The 16872-nt window shown below is 68.0% G+C and carries 16 protein-coding genes and 1 tRNA gene; 10 read left to right on the forward strand and 7 right to left on the reverse strand.

Annotated elements, in window-relative coordinates; genetic code table 11:
- Positions 1-8 precede the first annotated feature (8 nt).
- Positions 9-1268, forward strand: a complete 1260-nt coding sequence (locus DW307_RS13430) for an alpha-hydroxy acid oxidase (protein ID WP_029258715.1) — start codon at positions 9-11, stop codon at positions 1266-1268.
- Between the two features lie 42 nt (positions 1269-1310).
- Here DW307_RS13430 and DW307_RS13435 read toward each other — a convergent pair whose 3' ends face one another.
- The 6 genes from DW307_RS13435 to DW307_RS13460 all read right to left on the reverse strand — a co-directional run bounded on the left by DW307_RS13435 (position 1311) and on the right by DW307_RS13460 (position 7130).
- On the reverse strand, positions 1311-2153 hold the full coding sequence (locus DW307_RS13435; protein ID WP_136024966.1) for a DUF1295 domain-containing protein: 843 nt from the start codon (positions 2151-2153) through the stop codon (positions 1311-1313).
- A 52-nt stretch (positions 2154-2205) separates the two neighbouring features.
- The gene (locus DW307_RS13440; protein ID WP_136024967.1) at positions 2206-2961 is read right to left on the reverse strand and encodes an HAD-IIB family hydrolase; all 756 of its coding nucleotides are present in this window, start codon (positions 2959-2961) and stop codon (positions 2206-2208) included.
- On the reverse strand, positions 2958-3434 hold the full coding sequence (locus DW307_RS13445) for a VanZ family protein (protein ID WP_136024968.1): 477 nt from the start codon (positions 3432-3434) through the stop codon (positions 2958-2960). Before DW307_RS13445 ends, DW307_RS13440 begins: the two co-directional genes overlap by 4 nt.
- 67 nt (positions 3435-3501) lie before the next feature.
- A tRNA-Pro gene (locus DW307_RS13450) sits at positions 3502-3578 on the reverse strand.
- 55 nt (positions 3579-3633) lie between these two features.
- On the reverse strand, positions 3634-4575 hold the full coding sequence (locus DW307_RS13455) for a metallophosphoesterase (RefSeq protein WP_240750655.1): 942 nt from the start codon (positions 4573-4575) through the stop codon (positions 3634-3636).
- Complete coding sequence (locus DW307_RS13460) at positions 4566-7130, reverse strand: transglycosylase domain-containing protein (RefSeq protein WP_029258710.1); 2565 nt, start codon at positions 7128-7130, stop codon at positions 4566-4568. The genes DW307_RS13455 and DW307_RS13460 overlap by 10 nt, the downstream gene beginning before the upstream one ends.
- An 89-nt stretch (positions 7131-7219) precedes the next feature.
- Here DW307_RS13460 and DW307_RS13465 point away from each other — a divergent pair, with 89 nt between their 5' ends.
- Both DW307_RS13465 and DW307_RS13470 read left to right on the forward strand, forming a co-directional pair.
- A complete protein-coding gene (locus DW307_RS13465; RefSeq protein ID WP_021199127.1) occupies positions 7220-7444 on the forward strand; it encodes a hypothetical protein in 225 nt (74 codons plus the stop codon).
- Complete coding sequence (locus tag DW307_RS13470; protein ID WP_021199126.1) at positions 7441-7899, forward strand: RidA family protein; 459 nt, start codon at positions 7441-7443, stop codon at positions 7897-7899. Before DW307_RS13465 ends, DW307_RS13470 begins: the two co-directional genes overlap by 4 nt.
- 86 nt (positions 7900-7985) lie before the next feature.
- On the opposite strand, the gene acs is transcribed toward DW307_RS13470, so the two are convergent.
- Positions 7986-9953, reverse strand: coding sequence for an acetate--CoA ligase (acs, locus tag DW307_RS13475; protein ID WP_029267269.1), 1968 nt, complete (start codon positions 9951-9953; stop codon positions 7986-7988).
- Between the two features lie 401 nt (positions 9954-10354).
- Here acs and DW307_RS13480 point away from each other — a divergent pair, with 401 nt between their 5' ends.
- The 7 genes from DW307_RS13480 (at position 10355) to tmk (ending at position 16814) form a co-directional block, all read left to right on the forward strand.
- Positions 10355-11362 (forward strand): TadA family conjugal transfer-associated ATPase, encoded by a 1008-nt coding sequence (locus DW307_RS13480; RefSeq protein WP_029267267.1) that lies wholly within the window; start codon positions 10355-10357, stop codon positions 11360-11362.
- On the forward strand, positions 11362-12258 hold the full coding sequence (locus DW307_RS13485) for a type II secretion system F family protein (RefSeq protein ID WP_136024977.1): 897 nt from the start codon (positions 11362-11364) through the stop codon (positions 12256-12258). Before DW307_RS13480 ends, DW307_RS13485 begins: the two co-directional genes overlap by 1 nt.
- Positions 12259-12315: 57 nt before the next feature.
- A complete protein-coding gene (locus tag DW307_RS13490; RefSeq protein WP_021199122.1) occupies positions 12316-12513 on the forward strand; it encodes a DUF4244 domain-containing protein in 198 nt (65 codons plus the stop codon).
- Positions 12513-12908, forward strand: coding sequence for a TadE family type IV pilus minor pilin (locus DW307_RS13495; RefSeq protein WP_021199121.1), 396 nt, complete (start codon positions 12513-12515; stop codon positions 12906-12908). The genes DW307_RS13490 and DW307_RS13495 overlap by 1 nt, the downstream gene beginning before the upstream one ends.
- Positions 12908-13234, forward strand: a complete 327-nt coding sequence (locus DW307_RS13500) for a helicase (RefSeq protein ID WP_136024969.1) — start codon at positions 12908-12910, stop codon at positions 13232-13234. The genes DW307_RS13495 and DW307_RS13500 overlap by 1 nt, the downstream gene beginning before the upstream one ends.
- An 80-nt stretch (positions 13235-13314) precedes the next feature.
- The gene (gene topA, locus DW307_RS13505; protein ID WP_136024970.1) at positions 13315-16188 is read left to right on the forward strand and encodes a type I DNA topoisomerase; all 2874 of its coding nucleotides are present in this window, start codon (positions 13315-13317) and stop codon (positions 16186-16188) included.
- Positions 16185-16814 carry a dTMP kinase gene (gene tmk / locus DW307_RS13510; RefSeq protein ID WP_136024971.1) on the forward strand — a complete coding sequence of 210 codons (630 nt, stop codon included), beginning with the start codon at positions 16185-16187 and terminating at the stop codon, positions 16812-16814. Before topA ends, tmk begins: the two co-directional genes overlap by 4 nt.
- The last annotated feature ends 58 nt before the right edge of the window (positions 16815-16872 follow it).

The following is a 16872-nucleotide window of genomic DNA, read 5'->3' on the forward strand; positions in this document are numbered from 1 at the left end:
GGCACATCATGGTGCAGCGCCAATTCCCCAACCCCGTCGAGCTCCTCGAGCTGATGAAGTTCAAGAAGCCCGAACTCGACGGTCGCAAGCGACGGTTGGAGGGTGCTCTCACGATCGATGATCTTCGCCTGATCGCCAAGCGCCGCACGCCGAAGGCCGCGTTCGACTACACCGACGGCGCCGCCGAGGGCGAGCTGTCGCTCACGCGCGCACGTCAGGCGTTCCAGGACGTGGAGTTCCACCCCGGGATCCTGCGACCGGCGCCGACCGTCGACACCAGCGTCGAGATCCTCGGCGGTCCGTCCGCTCTGCCGTTCGGAATCGCCCCGACCGGGTTCACCCGTCTGATGCAGACCGAGGGGGAGACGGCGGGCGCGGGCGCCGCGGCCGCCGCCGGGATCCCGTTCACGCTCTCGACCCTCGGCACCACTTCGATCGAGGGCGTGAAGGCCGCCAACCCGCACGGACGCAACTGGTTCCAGCTCTACGTCATGCGCGACCGTGAGATCTCCTACGAGCTCACCCGTCGCGCCGCTGCCTCGGGGTTCGACACCCTGCAGTTCACGGTGGACACCCCGGTCGCGGGAGCGCGTCTGCGCGATAAGCGCAACGGGTTCAGCATCCCGCCGCAGCTGACCCTCGGCACGATCATCAACGCGATCCCGCGCCCATGGTGGTGGTATGACTTCCTCACCACCCCGAAGCTCGAGTTCGCCTCGCTCAGCACGACCGGAGGGACCGTGGGCGAGCTGCTCGACGCCGCGATGGACCCCACAATCAGCTATGACGATCTCGCCGTCATCCGCGACATCTGGCCAGGCAAGATCGTGATCAAGGGCGTGCAGAACGTCGAGGACTCGGTGCGTCTGCGCGATGCCGGAGTCGACGGGATCGTCCTCTCGAACCACGGTGGCCGCCAGCTCGACCGTGCACCGATCCCGTTCCACCTGCTTCCCGAGGTGCGCAAGGCCGTGGGCGACGACTTCACGGTGATGATCGACACCGGCATCATGAACGGTGCGGACATCGTCGCCGCGGTGGCGCTCGGAGCGGACTTCACGCTGATCGGACGGGCGTACCTCTACGGTCTGATGGCGGGCGGACGTCAGGGTGTCGACCGCACGATCGCGATCCTGCGCAGCGAGATCGAACGCACGATGCGCCTGCTGGGTGTCGCCTCGCTCGCCGAGCTCGAGCCCGCGCACGTGACCCAGTTGACCCGCTTGGTTCCCGTGGCCCGCGCCGCCGCGGAAGCCCGCGTGCACTGAGCCCTGCTCGTCCGGATCTGACCGGGAGGTGGCCACGTCGTCTCAGGACTGCGTGGCCACCGCCCTGGTGCGTGGGGGCCACGGCACCAGCATCGACGTGGTCTTGCGGTACTGGGCGTACGCCGGATACTTCGACGCGGTGATCGACTCGGTGAAGATCGTCGAGCCGATGAAGAGCACGGTCAGCAGAGCCGGACCGATGATCGTCGGATTCAGCACCCCGCCGATGACGCCGGCTCCGCCGGTGACCGCAGCCGTCGCTCCGATCGCGTAGAAGGCCCACCACTGCGCCTGCTCGAAGAAGAAGTTCGGGTGCCGGCTGTATCGGAAGAGGCCCGTCGTGGCGAATCCCGGTGCGAGCGTGCCACCCGCCTGCTTCTTCCGCTGATGGAACACCCACTGCTGCTGATCGGCGATCGTCTCTCCGACGAGGAAGGCGACGAATGCGGCGATGAACAGCGCGTCCCACCCGGTGAGGGCCGAAGGGTGCTGTGCGGCGACCAGCGTCGGCAGCGTGATGAGCACGAGCAGTGCCATCTGATAGCAGATGATGAACAGCGCGTTGAAGATCTGGAACTGCCAGGGCCGCATCCGCCCACGCAGGATGGCCCAGCGGTAGTCCTCCATCCCGGTGTAGCCGCCCTTGCGGGCGAAGTTGAAGGTCAGGCGTGCGCCCCACGCGGTGGCGAGCACACCCATCACGACCACACGCGCCGACCCGTCACCGTTCACGAAAGCGCCGGCGACGAAGATCCAGACGTAGGCCACCGGCACGATCGACCACGCGCGGTCGACCCAGGAGGTGTCGCGGGTGATCAGGGAGAGCACCCAGCAGACGGCGCTGGTGGCCGCGGCGACGACGATGACGATCAGCAGGGCATCCATGACGCCATGCTAGGACTCTCGCGGAGGGTCGCGCAGCGCGACACCGCGAAGGTCAGAGCGTCAGCAGAAGCGCGTCGAGCTTGTCTGCGGTGTCTTCCCAGCCGTCGACGGCGATGGCGGGAACACCGATCGCGAGCACGGGGTAGTCGTTGCCCCCCTCATCGAGCCGGTCGCCGTAGAACAGCATCTCGGTGAGGGCGATGCCGGTGTGCGCGGCGAGTTGCCGCATTCCGAAGGCCTTGTCGATACCGGCTTGGGTGATGTCGATCGAGGTCGAACCGCCCGAGCGCACCTCGAGACCGGGAAGGCGTGCGGCGACCGCATCCCGCAGCGCAGCCCGCTTGGCGCCCGTCGGGTCCCAGTCGTGCTTCGCCTCGCGCGGCGCACGCTGACCGAGCGCCGAGAAGGTGATCTGCGATCCGCGGTCCTCGAGGATGTCGCCCCACGGCTTGGCCTCCCACAGTCCGAGGCGCTCGGCCTCTTCGCGCAGAGCCGTGAGGGCCGCCTGCTTGTCGGCCTCGCTGAGATCGTGGGCGTAGACCGGGGCGAAGTCCGTGCCGTCGTGGCGGAGGTAGCGGGTGCCGCAGGTGGGCAGGAGGTGCAGCCGGGCGAGATCGGAGGGGTCAGCGTCTCCGATCTGTGCGATCACCTGCGAGCGGAACTGCGCCTCGTTTCCTCCGGAGATGATGGCGACGTCGACGGTGCGCAGCAGAGTGCGGAGCAGCGCGGCGATCCGCGGGTCGATCAGGCCCTTGGAGGGGGCGAGCGTGTCATCGAGATCGAAGGCGACGAGTGTGGGCGCGGTCATGATGTCTCCAGCCTAGAAGGTGGACGCTGGGAGGCTCTCGGGGCGATCAGCAGGGTGAAGGCGACCGCGACGGCGACGCCGATGATGGCGCCCGTCGAGTTGGCGACGACATCGTTCACGGTGGCCGCGCGGTGGGGGAGAGCCACACGTTGGGCGATCTCGATCATCGCTGACAGCAGCGGCCCCACCAGCACAGCGAGGAACCAGATACGACGGGGGAGGAGTAGGAAGGCGAGGATGCCGACCGGCACGAAGACGAGCACGTTCGCGATGATCTCGAGCCGGGTGAAGTCGAGCCACTCCCAGCCGAGACGGTGAGCTGTGGCGAGCACGAGGTCGAGCAGATTCGGCATCGACTCCTCGACCTTCGACGGCGTGAGGGTGAGAGCGGCGAGGCCGATCAGGAAGGGGACACCGAGGGCGATCGCCCAGGCCCGGGTGAAACGGCGCGGCGGCGGGAGCAGAGAGTTCATGCGTTCCCTTTCGTGCACGGTCCCGGTACAGAGAAGGCCGCCCCTGAGGGCGGCCTTCCGGTGTTACTGGTCGGGGTGACAGGATTTGAACCTGCGACCTCTTCGTCCCGAACGAAGCGCGCTACCAAGCTGCGCCACACCCCGTTTGCAACCCTCCGAGTCTACAGGGAAATGTTCCCTGCGCCGAATCGAGGCCGGATCACACCTGTGCGGTCAGAGTGAGCAGCGTCGCCTCGGGGCGGCAGGCGAACCGGACCGGCGCGTAGATGGAGTGTCCACACCCCGCGCTGACGTTGAGCGGCACAGTGCGGCCGCCGTGCGACCAGGTGCTGAGCCCCTTGGCCTGCTTGAGCGGGATGTCGCAGTTCGCCACGAGAGCCCCGTACCCGGGAATGCACACCTGACCGCCGTGCGTGTGGCCACCGAGGATCGCATCGGCACCGAGATCGATGAAGCTGTTGAGCACCCGCTGATACGGCGCGTGCGTGACGCCGAGGACGGGCGTCGCTGCGTCGCGGGCACCGAGAGCCGCGATGGCATCGGGAAGCTCATCCAGACGGTCCCAATCGCGGTGAGCGTCGTCGACACCGAAGAGATCGACGTCGCTGCCCGCGATGTTCAGCCGCGCCGCAGAGTTGTTGAGCTCGGTCCAGCCCAGCTCGTCCGCGAAGTACCGATCCATCGCGTCCGTGTCGAGAAGCTCCGGCCTGTGGTGCTTCTTGGACGGTCCGAGGAAGTAGCGGAAAGGGTTCCGCGGAGACGGCGCGGCGACGTCGTTCGAGCCGTGCACGAACACGCCGGGGATGCCGGCGAACGGAGCGAAAGCGCGCCGGATGCCGTCGAGTCCGTTCTCGTGGCCGAGATTGTCCCCGGTGTTCACGATGAGGTCGGGCTTCAGCTCGGCGAGGGAGGCGAGCCAGTCCTGCTTGCGATGCTGCCACGGCGCCATGTGCGCATCGGAGATGTGCAGGATGCGCAGCGGTGCGGCACCGGGCGGGAGAGCCACTGTTGAGGCCTCGCGCACGGTGAACAGGTACCGCTCGATCCCGATCCCCCAGATGGCGGCGCCGGCACCCACGGCCCCCACCGCGCCGAGCGCGATGAGGGCCGGGTGCGCGCCGCGACGGGCCGCTACTGGCACGTCACACGCACGGCGGTGGACTTGCTGGCCGCGGTGCCGGGCGCAGGGTCGGATCCGCCGACGACGGAGGTCGGTGGATTGCAGGAGTTGTCGAATTCGATATTCGTGAATCCTGCGGCACCGAGCGCGGCAGAGGCTTGGGCTCTCGACATCCCGACGAGATTCGCCGGGACGGTCGTGCCCTGTCCGTTGCTGGTCGTGAGGGTCACCGTCGCGCCAGTGGCCGCCTCCCCGGTCGGATCCTGGCCGGCGACCAGGCCGACGGCGAGGTCGCTGTCCACTGCTCCTCCGACAGAGACCTGGAAGCCGGCGTCCGTCAGGATCGCGGTCGCTTCCTCGACGGACTTGCCCACGACACTCGGAACCGTCGTCAGCTGCTGTCGGGTGAGCTTGCCATCGGGCTTCGGGAAGGCGTCTCCACCGTACGCAGCGTTCGCTGCGGCCTGCGCGGCCTGCGCCACCGGGTAACGCATGTCGTTGAGGTTCCAGCCGTTGGCCCTCTTGCGGTAGATGTTCTCCTGGCCCTGCCAGCGGCCGGCCCAGACCGCCGTGGCGACCTTGGTGCTGGACTCGATCATCATCGTCGACCAGGTGTCGTGCGTTCCGGTCTTGCCGATCAGCGGCGTGCCGTCGTTGGGGTTCGCCCGGGAACCGGTGCCGCCGCCACCCATGACGCTCTGCAACGCGAAGGCGGCCGTCGCGGCGACCTCGGGAGAGATCACTCCGTCGGTGCACGACGATGCCGGCAGTTCGCGGTCCTGACCGTCGGGGCCGACGACGCGATCGATCGCGCGCGGTGTGCAGTACTTCCCACCGCTCGCGACGGTCGCGTAGGCGTTCGCCATCGCGAGGGGGGAGATGTTCTTCGGGCCGAGCACGTCGAAGGGCACGTTCTCGTCGGTGACCTTGTCGCCGTTCGCCAGCGTGACACCCATACGGTCGGCGACCTTGTTGATGTCGCAGATATCGAGCTTCGACGCCATCGCGAAGTAACCACTGTTGAGCGAGTTCTTCGTGAAGCTCAGCACGGATCCGGTTCCACCGCCACCGCCACCGAAGTTGCCGATCTCCTTGGTGTTGGCGTTCTGCTTGGCTCCGCAGACGGGGATCTTCAGGTTCGTCTGCACGCTTCCGTTGAGAACCTCGTTGACGGAGTGGCCCTTCTCGAGCCAGTCGATCAGCGTGAAGAGCTTGTAGGTCGAGCCGACCTGGAAGCCACCCGAGTTCCCGTGGTTCTTATCGCCCGCGAACACCAGGGAGGAGTAGGCCTGATCATCGGTGGGAGTCTCGGTGAAGGTCGTGTTCTGCGTCATGGAGAGGATTCGGCCGGTGCCGACCTCGACCGAGACGCCGGCCGCCCCGAAGTACTGGTTGTCGGCGTTGGCGGGAACAACCTCGGCCATCTTCTCGGCGGCAGGGTTCTGGATGCGGTAGTCCAGCGTCGTGTAGATCTTGAGGCCACCGCGGCGGAGCAGATCCGTCCGCTCCTGCTGGGTCTTGCCGAAGGCCTCGTCGTTCAGCACGATCGACTTCACGTACTGGCAGAAGTAGGCGCTCGTGCCTGCGGAGGCGCATCCCTGCGTCGGTGGGTTCAGTGCGGGGGCGATCTCCGAGGCATCGGCTTCGTCGTACTGCGCCTGCGTGATCTTGCCGTCCGTGAGCATGCGCCCGAGCACGTAGTGTCGGCGGTCCTTCGTGAGCGAGTATCCGTCCGCCGCAGTGTTCAGGGCGACGCCCTCGGCGTTGGTGGTCGTGCCCTGTTCGGCCTTGTCGATGCGATACGTGTTGGGGTTCTGCACGATGCCCGCGAGAGTCGCCGACTGCGCGACCGTGAGGTTCGCCGCGGTCGTCGAGAAGTAGTAGTTCGCGGCGGCCTCGATGCCGTACACAGTGCCACCGAAGTTGGCGATGTTCAGGTAGCCGAGCAGGATGTCGTTCTTCGAGAAGTCCTTCTCGATCTGGATCGCGTAGCGCATCTCCTGCAGCTTGCGCTCGATGCCCTTGGCCCCGGTCGCGTTGGTCGCATCCTTCCAGCACTGCTGGAGGTCCTCAGAGTAGGTGTCGGACGTGGTGTCGACCTCCTGCTCGCACTTCTGGATGAGGACGTTCTTCACGTACTGCTGGCTGATGGTCGACGCACCACGGCTGGACGTGCCGCGTACGTTGTCCACCAGAGCCTTCACCGTGGCGCCGATGTTGACGCCGCCGTGGCTGTAGAAGTTCTTGTCCTCACTCGAGAGGATCGCGTCGTACAGGTTCGGGGAGACCTGTTCGTACGTCACGGGGACACGGTTCTGCTCGTAGAACGACGCGAGTTCGACCTGGGATCCGTCGGGGGCGGTCGCGTAGATGGTCGACTGCTCCATCGGCGTGCTCGGGTCGAGGCTCTCGGGGAGCTGATCGAAGAGCGTGAGGGCCTGGGTGCCTGCGAGACCGGTCATCGCGAGGACCGGAGTGACGCTGGCCGTGACGAGGAGACCGGCGACGGCGCTCAGGCCGACGAGCCCGACGAGACCGCCGAGCACGCCTCTCACCGTGCGATTCTTTTGGGGCATACGCTTGATCGTAGGGGAGTTCCCTGAATACCGCCTTTGACGAGCCCGCCCCGGATCTCGGGTGTCGTGCCCCGATCGACAGGAGTGCCATGACCACGTGGGAGTACCTCACCACGCCGCTGCTGATCCACAACACCGCAGCCATCCTCAACAACTGGGGCAAGCAGGGCTGGGAGCTCGTCCAGGTCGTGCAGGGCCCCGAGGGCGGGCTCGTCGCCTACTTGAAGCGCCCCGTGACGTCGGATGCGTCGACGAACGCCGGTCTCGCAGCCGCAGAACAGGCCGCCCGTCAGTTCGAGGGAGGCCAGGCATGAGCGTCTCCGCCCGTCTTGCCGAACTCGGCATCGAGCTCCCGGCCGTCGCTGCCCCGGTCGCCGCCTACGTCCCGGCGGTCGTGCACGGCGGTCTCGTCTACACCTCCGGGCAGCTTCCGTTCGTCGACGGTGCGCTTCCGGCCGTCGGCAAGGTCGGCGGCGAGGTCTCCGCCGAGGACGCCAAGTCCTACGCCCGCACCTGCGCGCTCAACGCCCTCGCCGCGGCAGCGGATGCGGCCGGCGGGATCGATCGCATCGTCGGTGTGCTCCGCGTCGGCGGCTTCGTCGCCTCGGCGGAGGGCTTCACCGGTCAGCCCGGCGTCATCAACGGCTCAAGCGAGGTACTCGGTGAGATCTTCGGCGATGCCGGGCGTCACGCCCGCGCGGCCGTCGGCGTCGCCGAGCTTCCGCTCGGCAGCCCGGTCGAGGTCGAGGTCGCCTTCCTGCTGGCCTGACACCCGGCGCGGCATCCAGCCGCCGGTGAACCAGAAACGCGCCTCCCCGTCGGGGGAGGCGCGTTTTCTGTCTCGTCCGGGTGGCTCTACTTGACCTGCGCCGAGATGATGCTCATCACCGCGGTGTCGGCGAGGGTCGTCGTGTCACCCACCTCGCGGCCCTCGGCGACGTCGCGGAGCAGGCGCCGCATGATCTTCCCGGAGCGGGTCTTCGGCAGCTCACCCACGATGTAGACATCGCGCGGGCGGGCGATCGCGCCGATCTGCTCTCCCACCCAGAGGCGCAGCTGCTGGGCGAGGCCGGCAGGCTCGTGCGCGGCGAGATAGCTCTCCTTGATGATGACGAAGGCCACCACTGCCTGACCGGTCGTCTCGTCCGAGGCACCGACCACGGCGGCCTCGGCCGTCGCTTCGTGCGCGACCAACGACGATTCGATCTCCGCGGTCGACAGGCGATGTCCGGAGACGTTCATGACGTCGTCGACGCGACCCAGCAGCCACAGGTCGCCGTCGTCGTCGAGGCGCGCGCCATCCCCGGCGAAGTAGTAGCCCTGGTCTTCGAACTTCTCCCAATAGGTCTCCCGGTAGCGCTCGGGGTCGCCCCAGATGCCGCGCAGCATGCTGGGCCAGGGTTCGGTGATCACGAGGAGGCCGCCGCTGCCGTTGCCGACCTCGACGCCGCTCTCGTCGACGACGTCGATAGAGATCCCGGGCAGAGGCACCTGCGCGGAACCGGGCTTGGTCTCGGTGACTCCCGGAAGAGCGGACACCATGATCGCGCCGGTCTCGGTCTGCCACCAGGTGTCGACGATCGGGGTCTTGTTCGCCCCGATGACCTCGCGGTACCACATCCATGCCTCGGGGTTGATGGGCTCTCCCACCGAGCCGAGCAGTCGCAGCGACGACAGATCGAACTTCGCGGGGACGCTGCGGCCGATCTTCATGAACGAGCGGATCGCGGTCGGCGCGGTGTAGAAGATCGACACCTTGTACTTCTCGATGATCTCCCACCAGCGGCCGGGGTGCGGGGCATCCGGTGTGCCTTCGTAGAGCACCTGGGTCGCGCCGTTGGCGAGGGGGCCGTACGTGACGTAGCTGTGTCCGGTGATCCAGCCGATGTCGGCCGTGCACCAGAACACATCGGTCTCCGGGTGCAGGTCGAAGACGTACTTGTGCGAGTACGCCGCCTGGGTCAGGTACCCGCCTGAGGTGTGCAGGATGCCCTTGGGCTTGCCCGTCGTGCCCGAGGTATAGAGGATGAAGAGCGGATTCTCGGCGGGGAACGCCTGTGCCGTGTGCTCCGCGGAGGCGGCAGGGACGGCGTCGTGCCACCAGATGTCGCGGCCGTCGATCCAGTCGACCTCGTTCTCGCCACGGCGGACGACGAGGACGTGCTCGACGGTCTGCTGCTCACCGTCGCCGCGGTCGGCGAGGGCCTGGTCGACGGCCGGCTTCAGCGCCGAGACGCGGCCCTTGCGGTAGCCGCCGTCGGCGGTGATGACGAGCTTGGCGCCGGCGTCGTCGATGCGCGAACGCAGGCTGTCGGCGCTGAAGCCGCCGAACACGACGGAGTGGATCGCTCCCAGGCGAGCGACCGCGAGCATCGAGGCGATCGCTTCGGGGATCATCGGCAGGTAGATCGCGACGCGGTCGCCCTGGCCGATGCCGAGACCTTCGAGCACGTTGGCGACGCGCTTGACCTCGTCCGTGAGCTCGGCGTACGTGATGCGGCGGGAGTCGCCCGGCTCGCCTTCCCAGTGCAGGGCGACGCGATCGCCGTTGCCTGCTTCGACATGACGGTCGAGGCAGTTGTAGGCGACGTTCAGCTCGCCGTCCTCGAACCACTTCGCGAAGGGCGGGTTGCTCCAGTCGAGCACCTGGGTGAACGGCTTGTGCCAGTGCACCAGCTCTCGGGACTGCTCACCCCAGAAGGATTCGCGATCGGCGGCGGCACGCTCGTACAGCTCGGGCGAGGAGATGGTGTGGGCGACGAAGTCCTCCGACGGCGGGAACTTCCGGGTCTCGTCGAGAAGATGATCGATCTGGCTGCTCATCGGCAGGCGCTCCTTTGCGGCATACGGGTCTTACGAGCATGGTCGTGGGGGTGGCGACCAGGTCACCGCGAATCTATCTCCGCGGCCTCCTGTCGCATACTGCCGAAAGTCGGTAGTGCGGCCGGTTTTGTCAGGACGGTCGCCTTGCGTACACTCGACGACAGCCGAATTCTCATTCCGGCCTTGGCGTGCCCGATTCCCCCAATCGTGGTTCGTCGTGGGCGGCATCTCATTCCCCCCGTGAGATGCCGCCCATTCCTTTGGGAGCGCTCCCTGCCGTGCCGGGTTCCGCCGGAGGCGTCGCCTGCACCGTGGGCGGATGAGTGGTCTTATTCACAGGCGCTGAGCCGACCCGCGCCTCACGCCTTTCCCACACGACGGCCGCGCATAGCGTCGCGTCCATGCCTGATTCCTTCGTCATCCAGCCCAGGGGAGTTCGTTCGGCTGCGCCCGATGGGGAAGCCCCGCCCGAGACCCGTCGCCTGGATCCGGCGTTCGGGCCGCTTCTCACCCACCTCGACGATGCCGTCACCGATGTGTTCGTGAACGGGGCGAGCGGGCTGTTCGTCGACCGCGGGAGTGGAGCAGAGCCCGCACCGGGGTGGAGGGCTTCGGAGCGGGAGGTCCGCGACCTCGCCGTCGCACTGGTCGGTCTCGGGGGACGCCATATCGACGACCAGGCGCCCTGCGTCGACGTCCGTCTCGATTCCGGCGTCCGGGTTCATGCGGTCCTCGCACCGGTGTCGACCACCGGAACCGCCCTCTCGATACGCATTCCCCGCGTACGTGTCGCGGATCTCGACGCGCTCGCCGCTCTCGGTGCCTTCGATGCGCGCCAGCATGCCTGGCTGCTCGGGCTGGTGGCCGAGCGGGCGAACATCCTCATCACCGGGGGAACCGGAACGGGCAAGACGACGCTGCTGTCGGCCCTGCTGTCGGAGGTGTCGTCGACGGAGCGCATCGTCACGATCGAAGACGTCGCCGAGCTGCGTCCGCGTCACCCGCATCACGTCGCCCTCGAAGCGCGGCAGTCGAACCTCGAGGGCGCGGGCGGCATCTCTCTGGCGCGACTGGTGCGCGAGTCGCTGCGGATGCGTCCCGATCGGCTGGTGGTCGGGGAGTGCCGCGGTGAAGAGGTCCGGGAGCTGCTCACCGCCCTCAACACCGGTCACGACGGGGGTGCGGGCACTCTGCACGCGAGCGGGCTCCGCGACGTCCCCGCGCGGCTCGAAGCCCTCGGCGCCCTCGCCGGGATGGACGCGATCGCTCTCGCGCGGCAGGCGGTCAGCGCGTTCACGATCGTCCTCCACCTCGACCGCGCCCCCGGGGGCACCCGTCGCATCCGGCAGGCGGGGCGTCTCGTGATCGTCGGGGATCGTCTCGATGTCGAGGAAGTGCAGCCGTGGTGATGCGGTGGGGCCGTGTGGGGCGACGAGGGTCGACCGGCGCGACGGATGCCGCGACCTCGGTGCAGACGCTGGCCGTGCTGCTGCAGGCGGGGGCTGCGCCGGTCATCGCGTGGCGCCACCTGGCCGAGGCCGATGATCCGCAGGCGCGGGCTGTCGTCGACCGCCTCGATCGTGGCGTGCCGCTTCTCGAGGCCATCGAGGCTGAGGGCGGGGCGTGGATCGATCTCGCCGCCGCCTGGGAGATCGCGACGACGGTGGGGGCGCCGCTCGCCGAGGTTCTCCGCATGATCGCGGAGACGCTGCGAGACTCCGAGGCCGCGGCTGACGATGTGCGCATCGCACTCGCCGAACCCGCAGGAACCGCACGGCTGCTGCTGTGGATGCCGTTCGCCGGGGTGCTCCTCGGGTTCGCACTCGGGTTCGACACCATCGGAGTGATCTTCGGGAACGTGCTCGGCGCCGCCTGCGTCACCGTCGGCCTGCTCCTCGTCGCCGCGGCGCATCTGTGGACGACGCGCCTGCTGCGGCGGGCACGACCGGCGCCCGGCACCCCCGGGATGCACGCAGAGCTCGTCGCGGTCGCACTGTCGGGCGGGGCCTCGATCGATCGTGCGCATCAGCTGGTCTCGCAGGCGTCCCCCTCGGAGACCGGCGATGAACGCGTTCGCTCCGTGCTCGAGCTCTCTCGCGCCGCGGGGGTGCCGGCAGTCGAGCTGCTCAGGGCATCCGCGGCCCAGGACCGACACGCCGCCAGAGTGCAGGGGCGGCTCCGTGCCGCGAAGCTCTCGACACGCCTGTTGTTCCCGCTCGGGGTCTGCACGCTGCCGGCTTTCCTCCTTCTCGGTGTGGTGCCGCTCCTGCTCAGCGTCCTCGTATCCGCGCCGATGCCGCTGTGACGTTCCCGAACACCCGTACACCCCGATGCCCTGCATCCCACAGAAAGAAGGAACACGATGAAGAACATTCCCCTGCTGGATCGACGGCGCGCCGAGGCGTTGTTCGGCGACGACACCGGAGCCGCCACGGCCGAGTACGCGATCACGACGATGGCTGCTGTGGCTTTCGCAGGACTCCTCGTCGTCATCATGCGATCGGACGAAGTGCGTGGCATTCTCACCGATCTCGTGCGCCGGGCGCTGACGGTGTCGTGATGAAGATCACGAGACGATCCCGGAACGCCCGTGGCGTCGGCGAGGTGTCGCCGGCGCCGCGACACGCGGGCGACCGCGGATCCGTCTCGGCGGAGTTGGCCCTCGCTCTTCCCGCGGTGGTGCTGGTGTTCCTGCTCGGCGCGGGAGCTCTCGGCACGGCATCCCGCCAGGTGGCGCTGCAGGATGCCTCTGCCGACGCGGCGCGCCTGCTCGGACGCGGCGAAGAACAGGGCACCGCGAAACGCGTGGTGCAGTCCGCAGTCCCGGGAGCGGGGATGACGTCCTCGCTCTCGGGCGACCTCGTCTGCGTCAGCGCGTCGCTCGACGTTTCCGTCGGATCGGTGCTCCGTCTGCCTCTTCGTGCCAGGAGTTGCGCGCTCGACGGGGGACTCTGATGGCAGGTTCGGCGCTCGCGGCGGGAGTTCTCGCCGTCGCGGCGACGCTGTCCCTCGGCCTCGCCGCTGTCGGCGGGGCTGCGGTGACGGCACAGCGGGCGGCGGGTGCCGCTGATGCCGCGGCGCTCGCCGTCGCGGACGCCGCGAGCGGTGCCGTGCCGACCGACGAGCAGCCCTGTGAACTCGGAGCGAGGGTCGCGCGGGCCTCGGATGCCGTGCTCACCGACTGTGTCCTCAGGGGCTTCGTGGCGACCGTGGAGGTGCAGGCGGCGTACGCTGGACTCGCAGCCGTCTCCCGAGCCCGTGCCGGGCCACCCGAGGGATAGCGACGGCAGCGCGACCTCGCTCACTGTGAACGACCCCGCACAGTGGTGTGTATGGTGTGCTTCGAAGAAAGGACGCACCCTTGGCTGAAGGCAAGAAGCTCGTCATCGTCGAGTCCCCGACGAAGATGCGGTCTATTCAGGGATACCTCGGCGACGGCTACGAGGTGCTCAGCTCCGTCGGCCACATCCGCGACCTCGCTGACAAGAAGGACATCCCGGCTGCGGACAAGCAGGCCTACGGGAAGTACTCCATCGACATCGACAACGGATTCGACCCGTACTACGTCGTCTCCGATCGGAAGACCAAGACGGTCGCCGAACTCAAGCGCGCGCTGAAAAGCGCCGACGAACTCCTGCTCGCCACTGATGAGGACCGCGAGGGCGAGGCGATCGCCTGGCATCTGCTCGAGACCCTCAAGCCCAAGGTGCCCGTGAAGCGGATGGTGTTCCACGAGATCACCAAGGATGCGATCCAGGCCGCAGTCGGCAACACACGCGAACTCGACCACGACCTCGTCGATGCACAGGAGACCCGACGCATCCTCGACCGTCTGTACGGCTGGGACGTCTCGCCCGTGCTCTGGTACAAGGTGAAGACAGGCATCTCGGCCGGACGCGTGCAGTCCGCTGCGACCCGCCTGATCGTCGACCGGGAGCGCGAGCGCATGGCGTTCACCTCCGCCGAGTACTGGGACGTCGATGCGGCGGCTGCCGCGACCGGCACCTCGTTCAAGATCCGTCTGGTGCGCGTCGACGGTGGCCAGCTCGCTCGCGGTAGCGACTTCGATGACGACGGCAAGCTCAAGAAGGCCGTCGTCATCCTCGATGAGGCCGCAGCGTCTGCCCTGGCGAAGGCCGTCGACGCCGTGGGCGCCGGCACCGTCACCAAGGTCGAGGCGAAGCCCGGCACCCGCAGCCCCTACGCTCCCTTCACGACATCCACGATGCAGCAGGAAGCCGGGCGCAAGCTCTCGATGGGCGCGAAGCAGGCGATGGGTGTCGCCCAGCGCCTGTACGAGAAGGGCTACATCACTTATATGCGTACCGACTCCACGTCGCTGAGCACCCAGGCGGTGCAGGCGGCGCGGAGCCAGGCGGTGGCCCTCTACGGCGACGCCGCGGTACCGCTGAAGCCCCGGGTGTACAAGTCCAAGAGCAAGAACGCGCAGGAGGCCCACGAGGCCATCCGTCCGTCCGGTGACAACTTCCGCACGCCGGCCTCGCTGTCGTCGGAACTCGACCGCGACGAGCAGCGCCTCTACGACCTCATCTGGAAGCGCACCGTCGCCAGCCAGATGGCCGATGCCAAGTACGAGACCACCACGGTCACGATCGCCGTCGACGCCGCGGGCAAGAAGGCCGAGTTCACGGCCTCCGGGACCGTGTACACCTTCAAGGGCTTCCTGGAGGCCTACGAAGAGGGTCGCGATGAGAAGCGCGGCGACGCGGACGCCGCGGAGAACCAGTCGCTCCCCGCTGTCGCGGTCGGCGATCAGCTCGCGGTGTCGGATGCGGAGGCCAAGGGGCACCGCACCACCCCGAAGCCGCGATACACCGAGGCTTCGCTCGTGAAGGTGCTCGAGGAGAAGGGCATCGGTCGCCCCTCGACGTTCGCCTCGATCCCCGAGACGATCCTCGATCGTGGGTACGCGGTCAAACGTGGGCAGGCCCTCGTGCCGACCTGGCTCGCGTTCAGTGTCGTGCGCCTGCTCGAAGAGCACTTCGCCGAACTCGTCGACTACGACTTCACGGCTGCGCTCGAAGACGACCTCGACACGATCGCCCGCGGCGAGCAGAACCGGGTCGAGTGGCTCAAGTCCTTCTACTTCGGATCCGACAACCACGTGGGTCTGCGCCAGGTCGTCGACAACCTCGGAGAGATCGACGCTCGTGCACTGAACTCCACGCGCATCACCGACACGGCCACGCTTCGCTTCGGCAAGTACGGCCCGTATCTCGAGGTGGCCGACCCCGCGAACCCCGAGGCCAAGCCGCGCATCGTCAACGTGCCGGAAGACCTCGCACCCGACGAGCTGACCGCTGAGAAGGCTCAGGAGCTCATCGACGCTCCCGTCGCCGGCGACCGCGTGCTGGGGGAGAACCCCGAGAACGGCAAGATCATCGTGGTGAAGGACGGCCGGTTCGGGCCGTACGTGCAGGAGAACGACCCCGTGTCGGAAGACGCGGCGGTCGACGAGACCACGGGCGAGGTCGTCGAGGCTCCGAAGCCGAAGCGCGGTGCGAAGAAAGAGGCTGCCCCGAAGCCCCGCACTGCATCGCTCTTCCGCTCGATGTCGGTCGACGAGATCGATCTCGACACCGCGCTGAAGCTGCTCAGCCTTCCCCGCATCGTGGGCGTCGACCCGGAATCCGGCGACGAGATCACGGCGCAGAACGGCAGGTTCGGGCCGTACCTGAAGAAGGGCACCGACTCGCGTTCGCTCGAGTCCGAGTCGCAGATCTTCGACGTGACGCTCGAGCAGGCACTCGAGATCTACGCGCAGCCGAAGTACGGCGCAGGCCGTCGGGCCTCCAGCGCGCTCGCCGAATTCGAGGCCGACCCCGTCAGCGGGAAGCCGATCCGCATCCGCGACGGCCGTTTCGGCGCGTATGTGACCGATGGCGAGACGAACGTGACGATCCCGCGCGGTCAGACCGTCGACGACATCACTTTCGAGGTTGCGGTCCAGATGCTCGCCGACAAGCGTGCCAAGGGCCCGGCTCCCAAGCGCGGGGCGGCCAAGAAGGCTCCTGCCAAGAAGCCTGCAGCCAAGAAGACCGCCGCCAAGCCAGCCGCCAAGACGACCGCCGCCAAGAAGGCCCCTGCGAAGAAGCCGGCAGCGAAGAAGACCACCGCTGCCGCGTCCGCCGCTCGTTCGGCCGCGGCCAAGAAGGCCGCGGCGACGCGTGCGGCCAATGCGGCAGCGAAGGCGGCGGAGAAGGCGGACTCGTGACCTCAGGGCACGGGGTGTGGATCACGTTCGAGGGCGGCGACGGCTCGGGGAAGACCACGCAGTCGAATCTGCTCGCCGAGTGGCTCGAAGGCGCCGGACGCACGGTCGTCCGCACGCGTGAACCCGGGGGTTCCGAGGTGGGACAGTTGATCCGAGACATCGTGCTGCACCATCGGGGCGACATCGCGCCCCGAGCGGAGGCACTGCTGTACGCCGCGGATCGGGCTCACCATGTCGCCACCGTCGTGCGACCGGCGCTCGAGCGGGGCGACATCGTGCTGCAGGACCGCTACCTCGATTCGTCCGTGGCGTATCAGGGTGCCGGCCGCGTGCTCGACGCGGCCGAGATCCGAGACCTGTCGCTTTGGGCGGCGGAAGGCGCGCTTCCGGACCTCACGATCCTGCTCGACCTCGACCCTGCGGCGGCGCGCACCCGTCTGGACTCCGCCGACAAGCCCTTCGACCGGCTCGAAGCCGAGAAGGCGGAGTTCCACGAACGCGTGCGCGACGCCTTCGTCACACTCGCGGAGGAAGAAGAGGAGCGGTTCCTCGTCGTCGATGCCTCCTCCGCGCCGGAGATCATCGCGGAACGGATCCGTGCGGGAGTCGACGCCCTTCTCGACTGAGCCGATCTCGCCGGTCGGCTCGACCACGATCTCGTGCGGTGGGCGTCGGTGGTCGCGA

The organism is Microbacterium sp. K27 (assembly GCF_004794435.1).
Taxonomy (GTDB): domain Bacteria; phylum Actinomycetota; class Actinomycetes; order Actinomycetales; family Microbacteriaceae; genus Microbacterium; species Microbacterium maritypicum_A.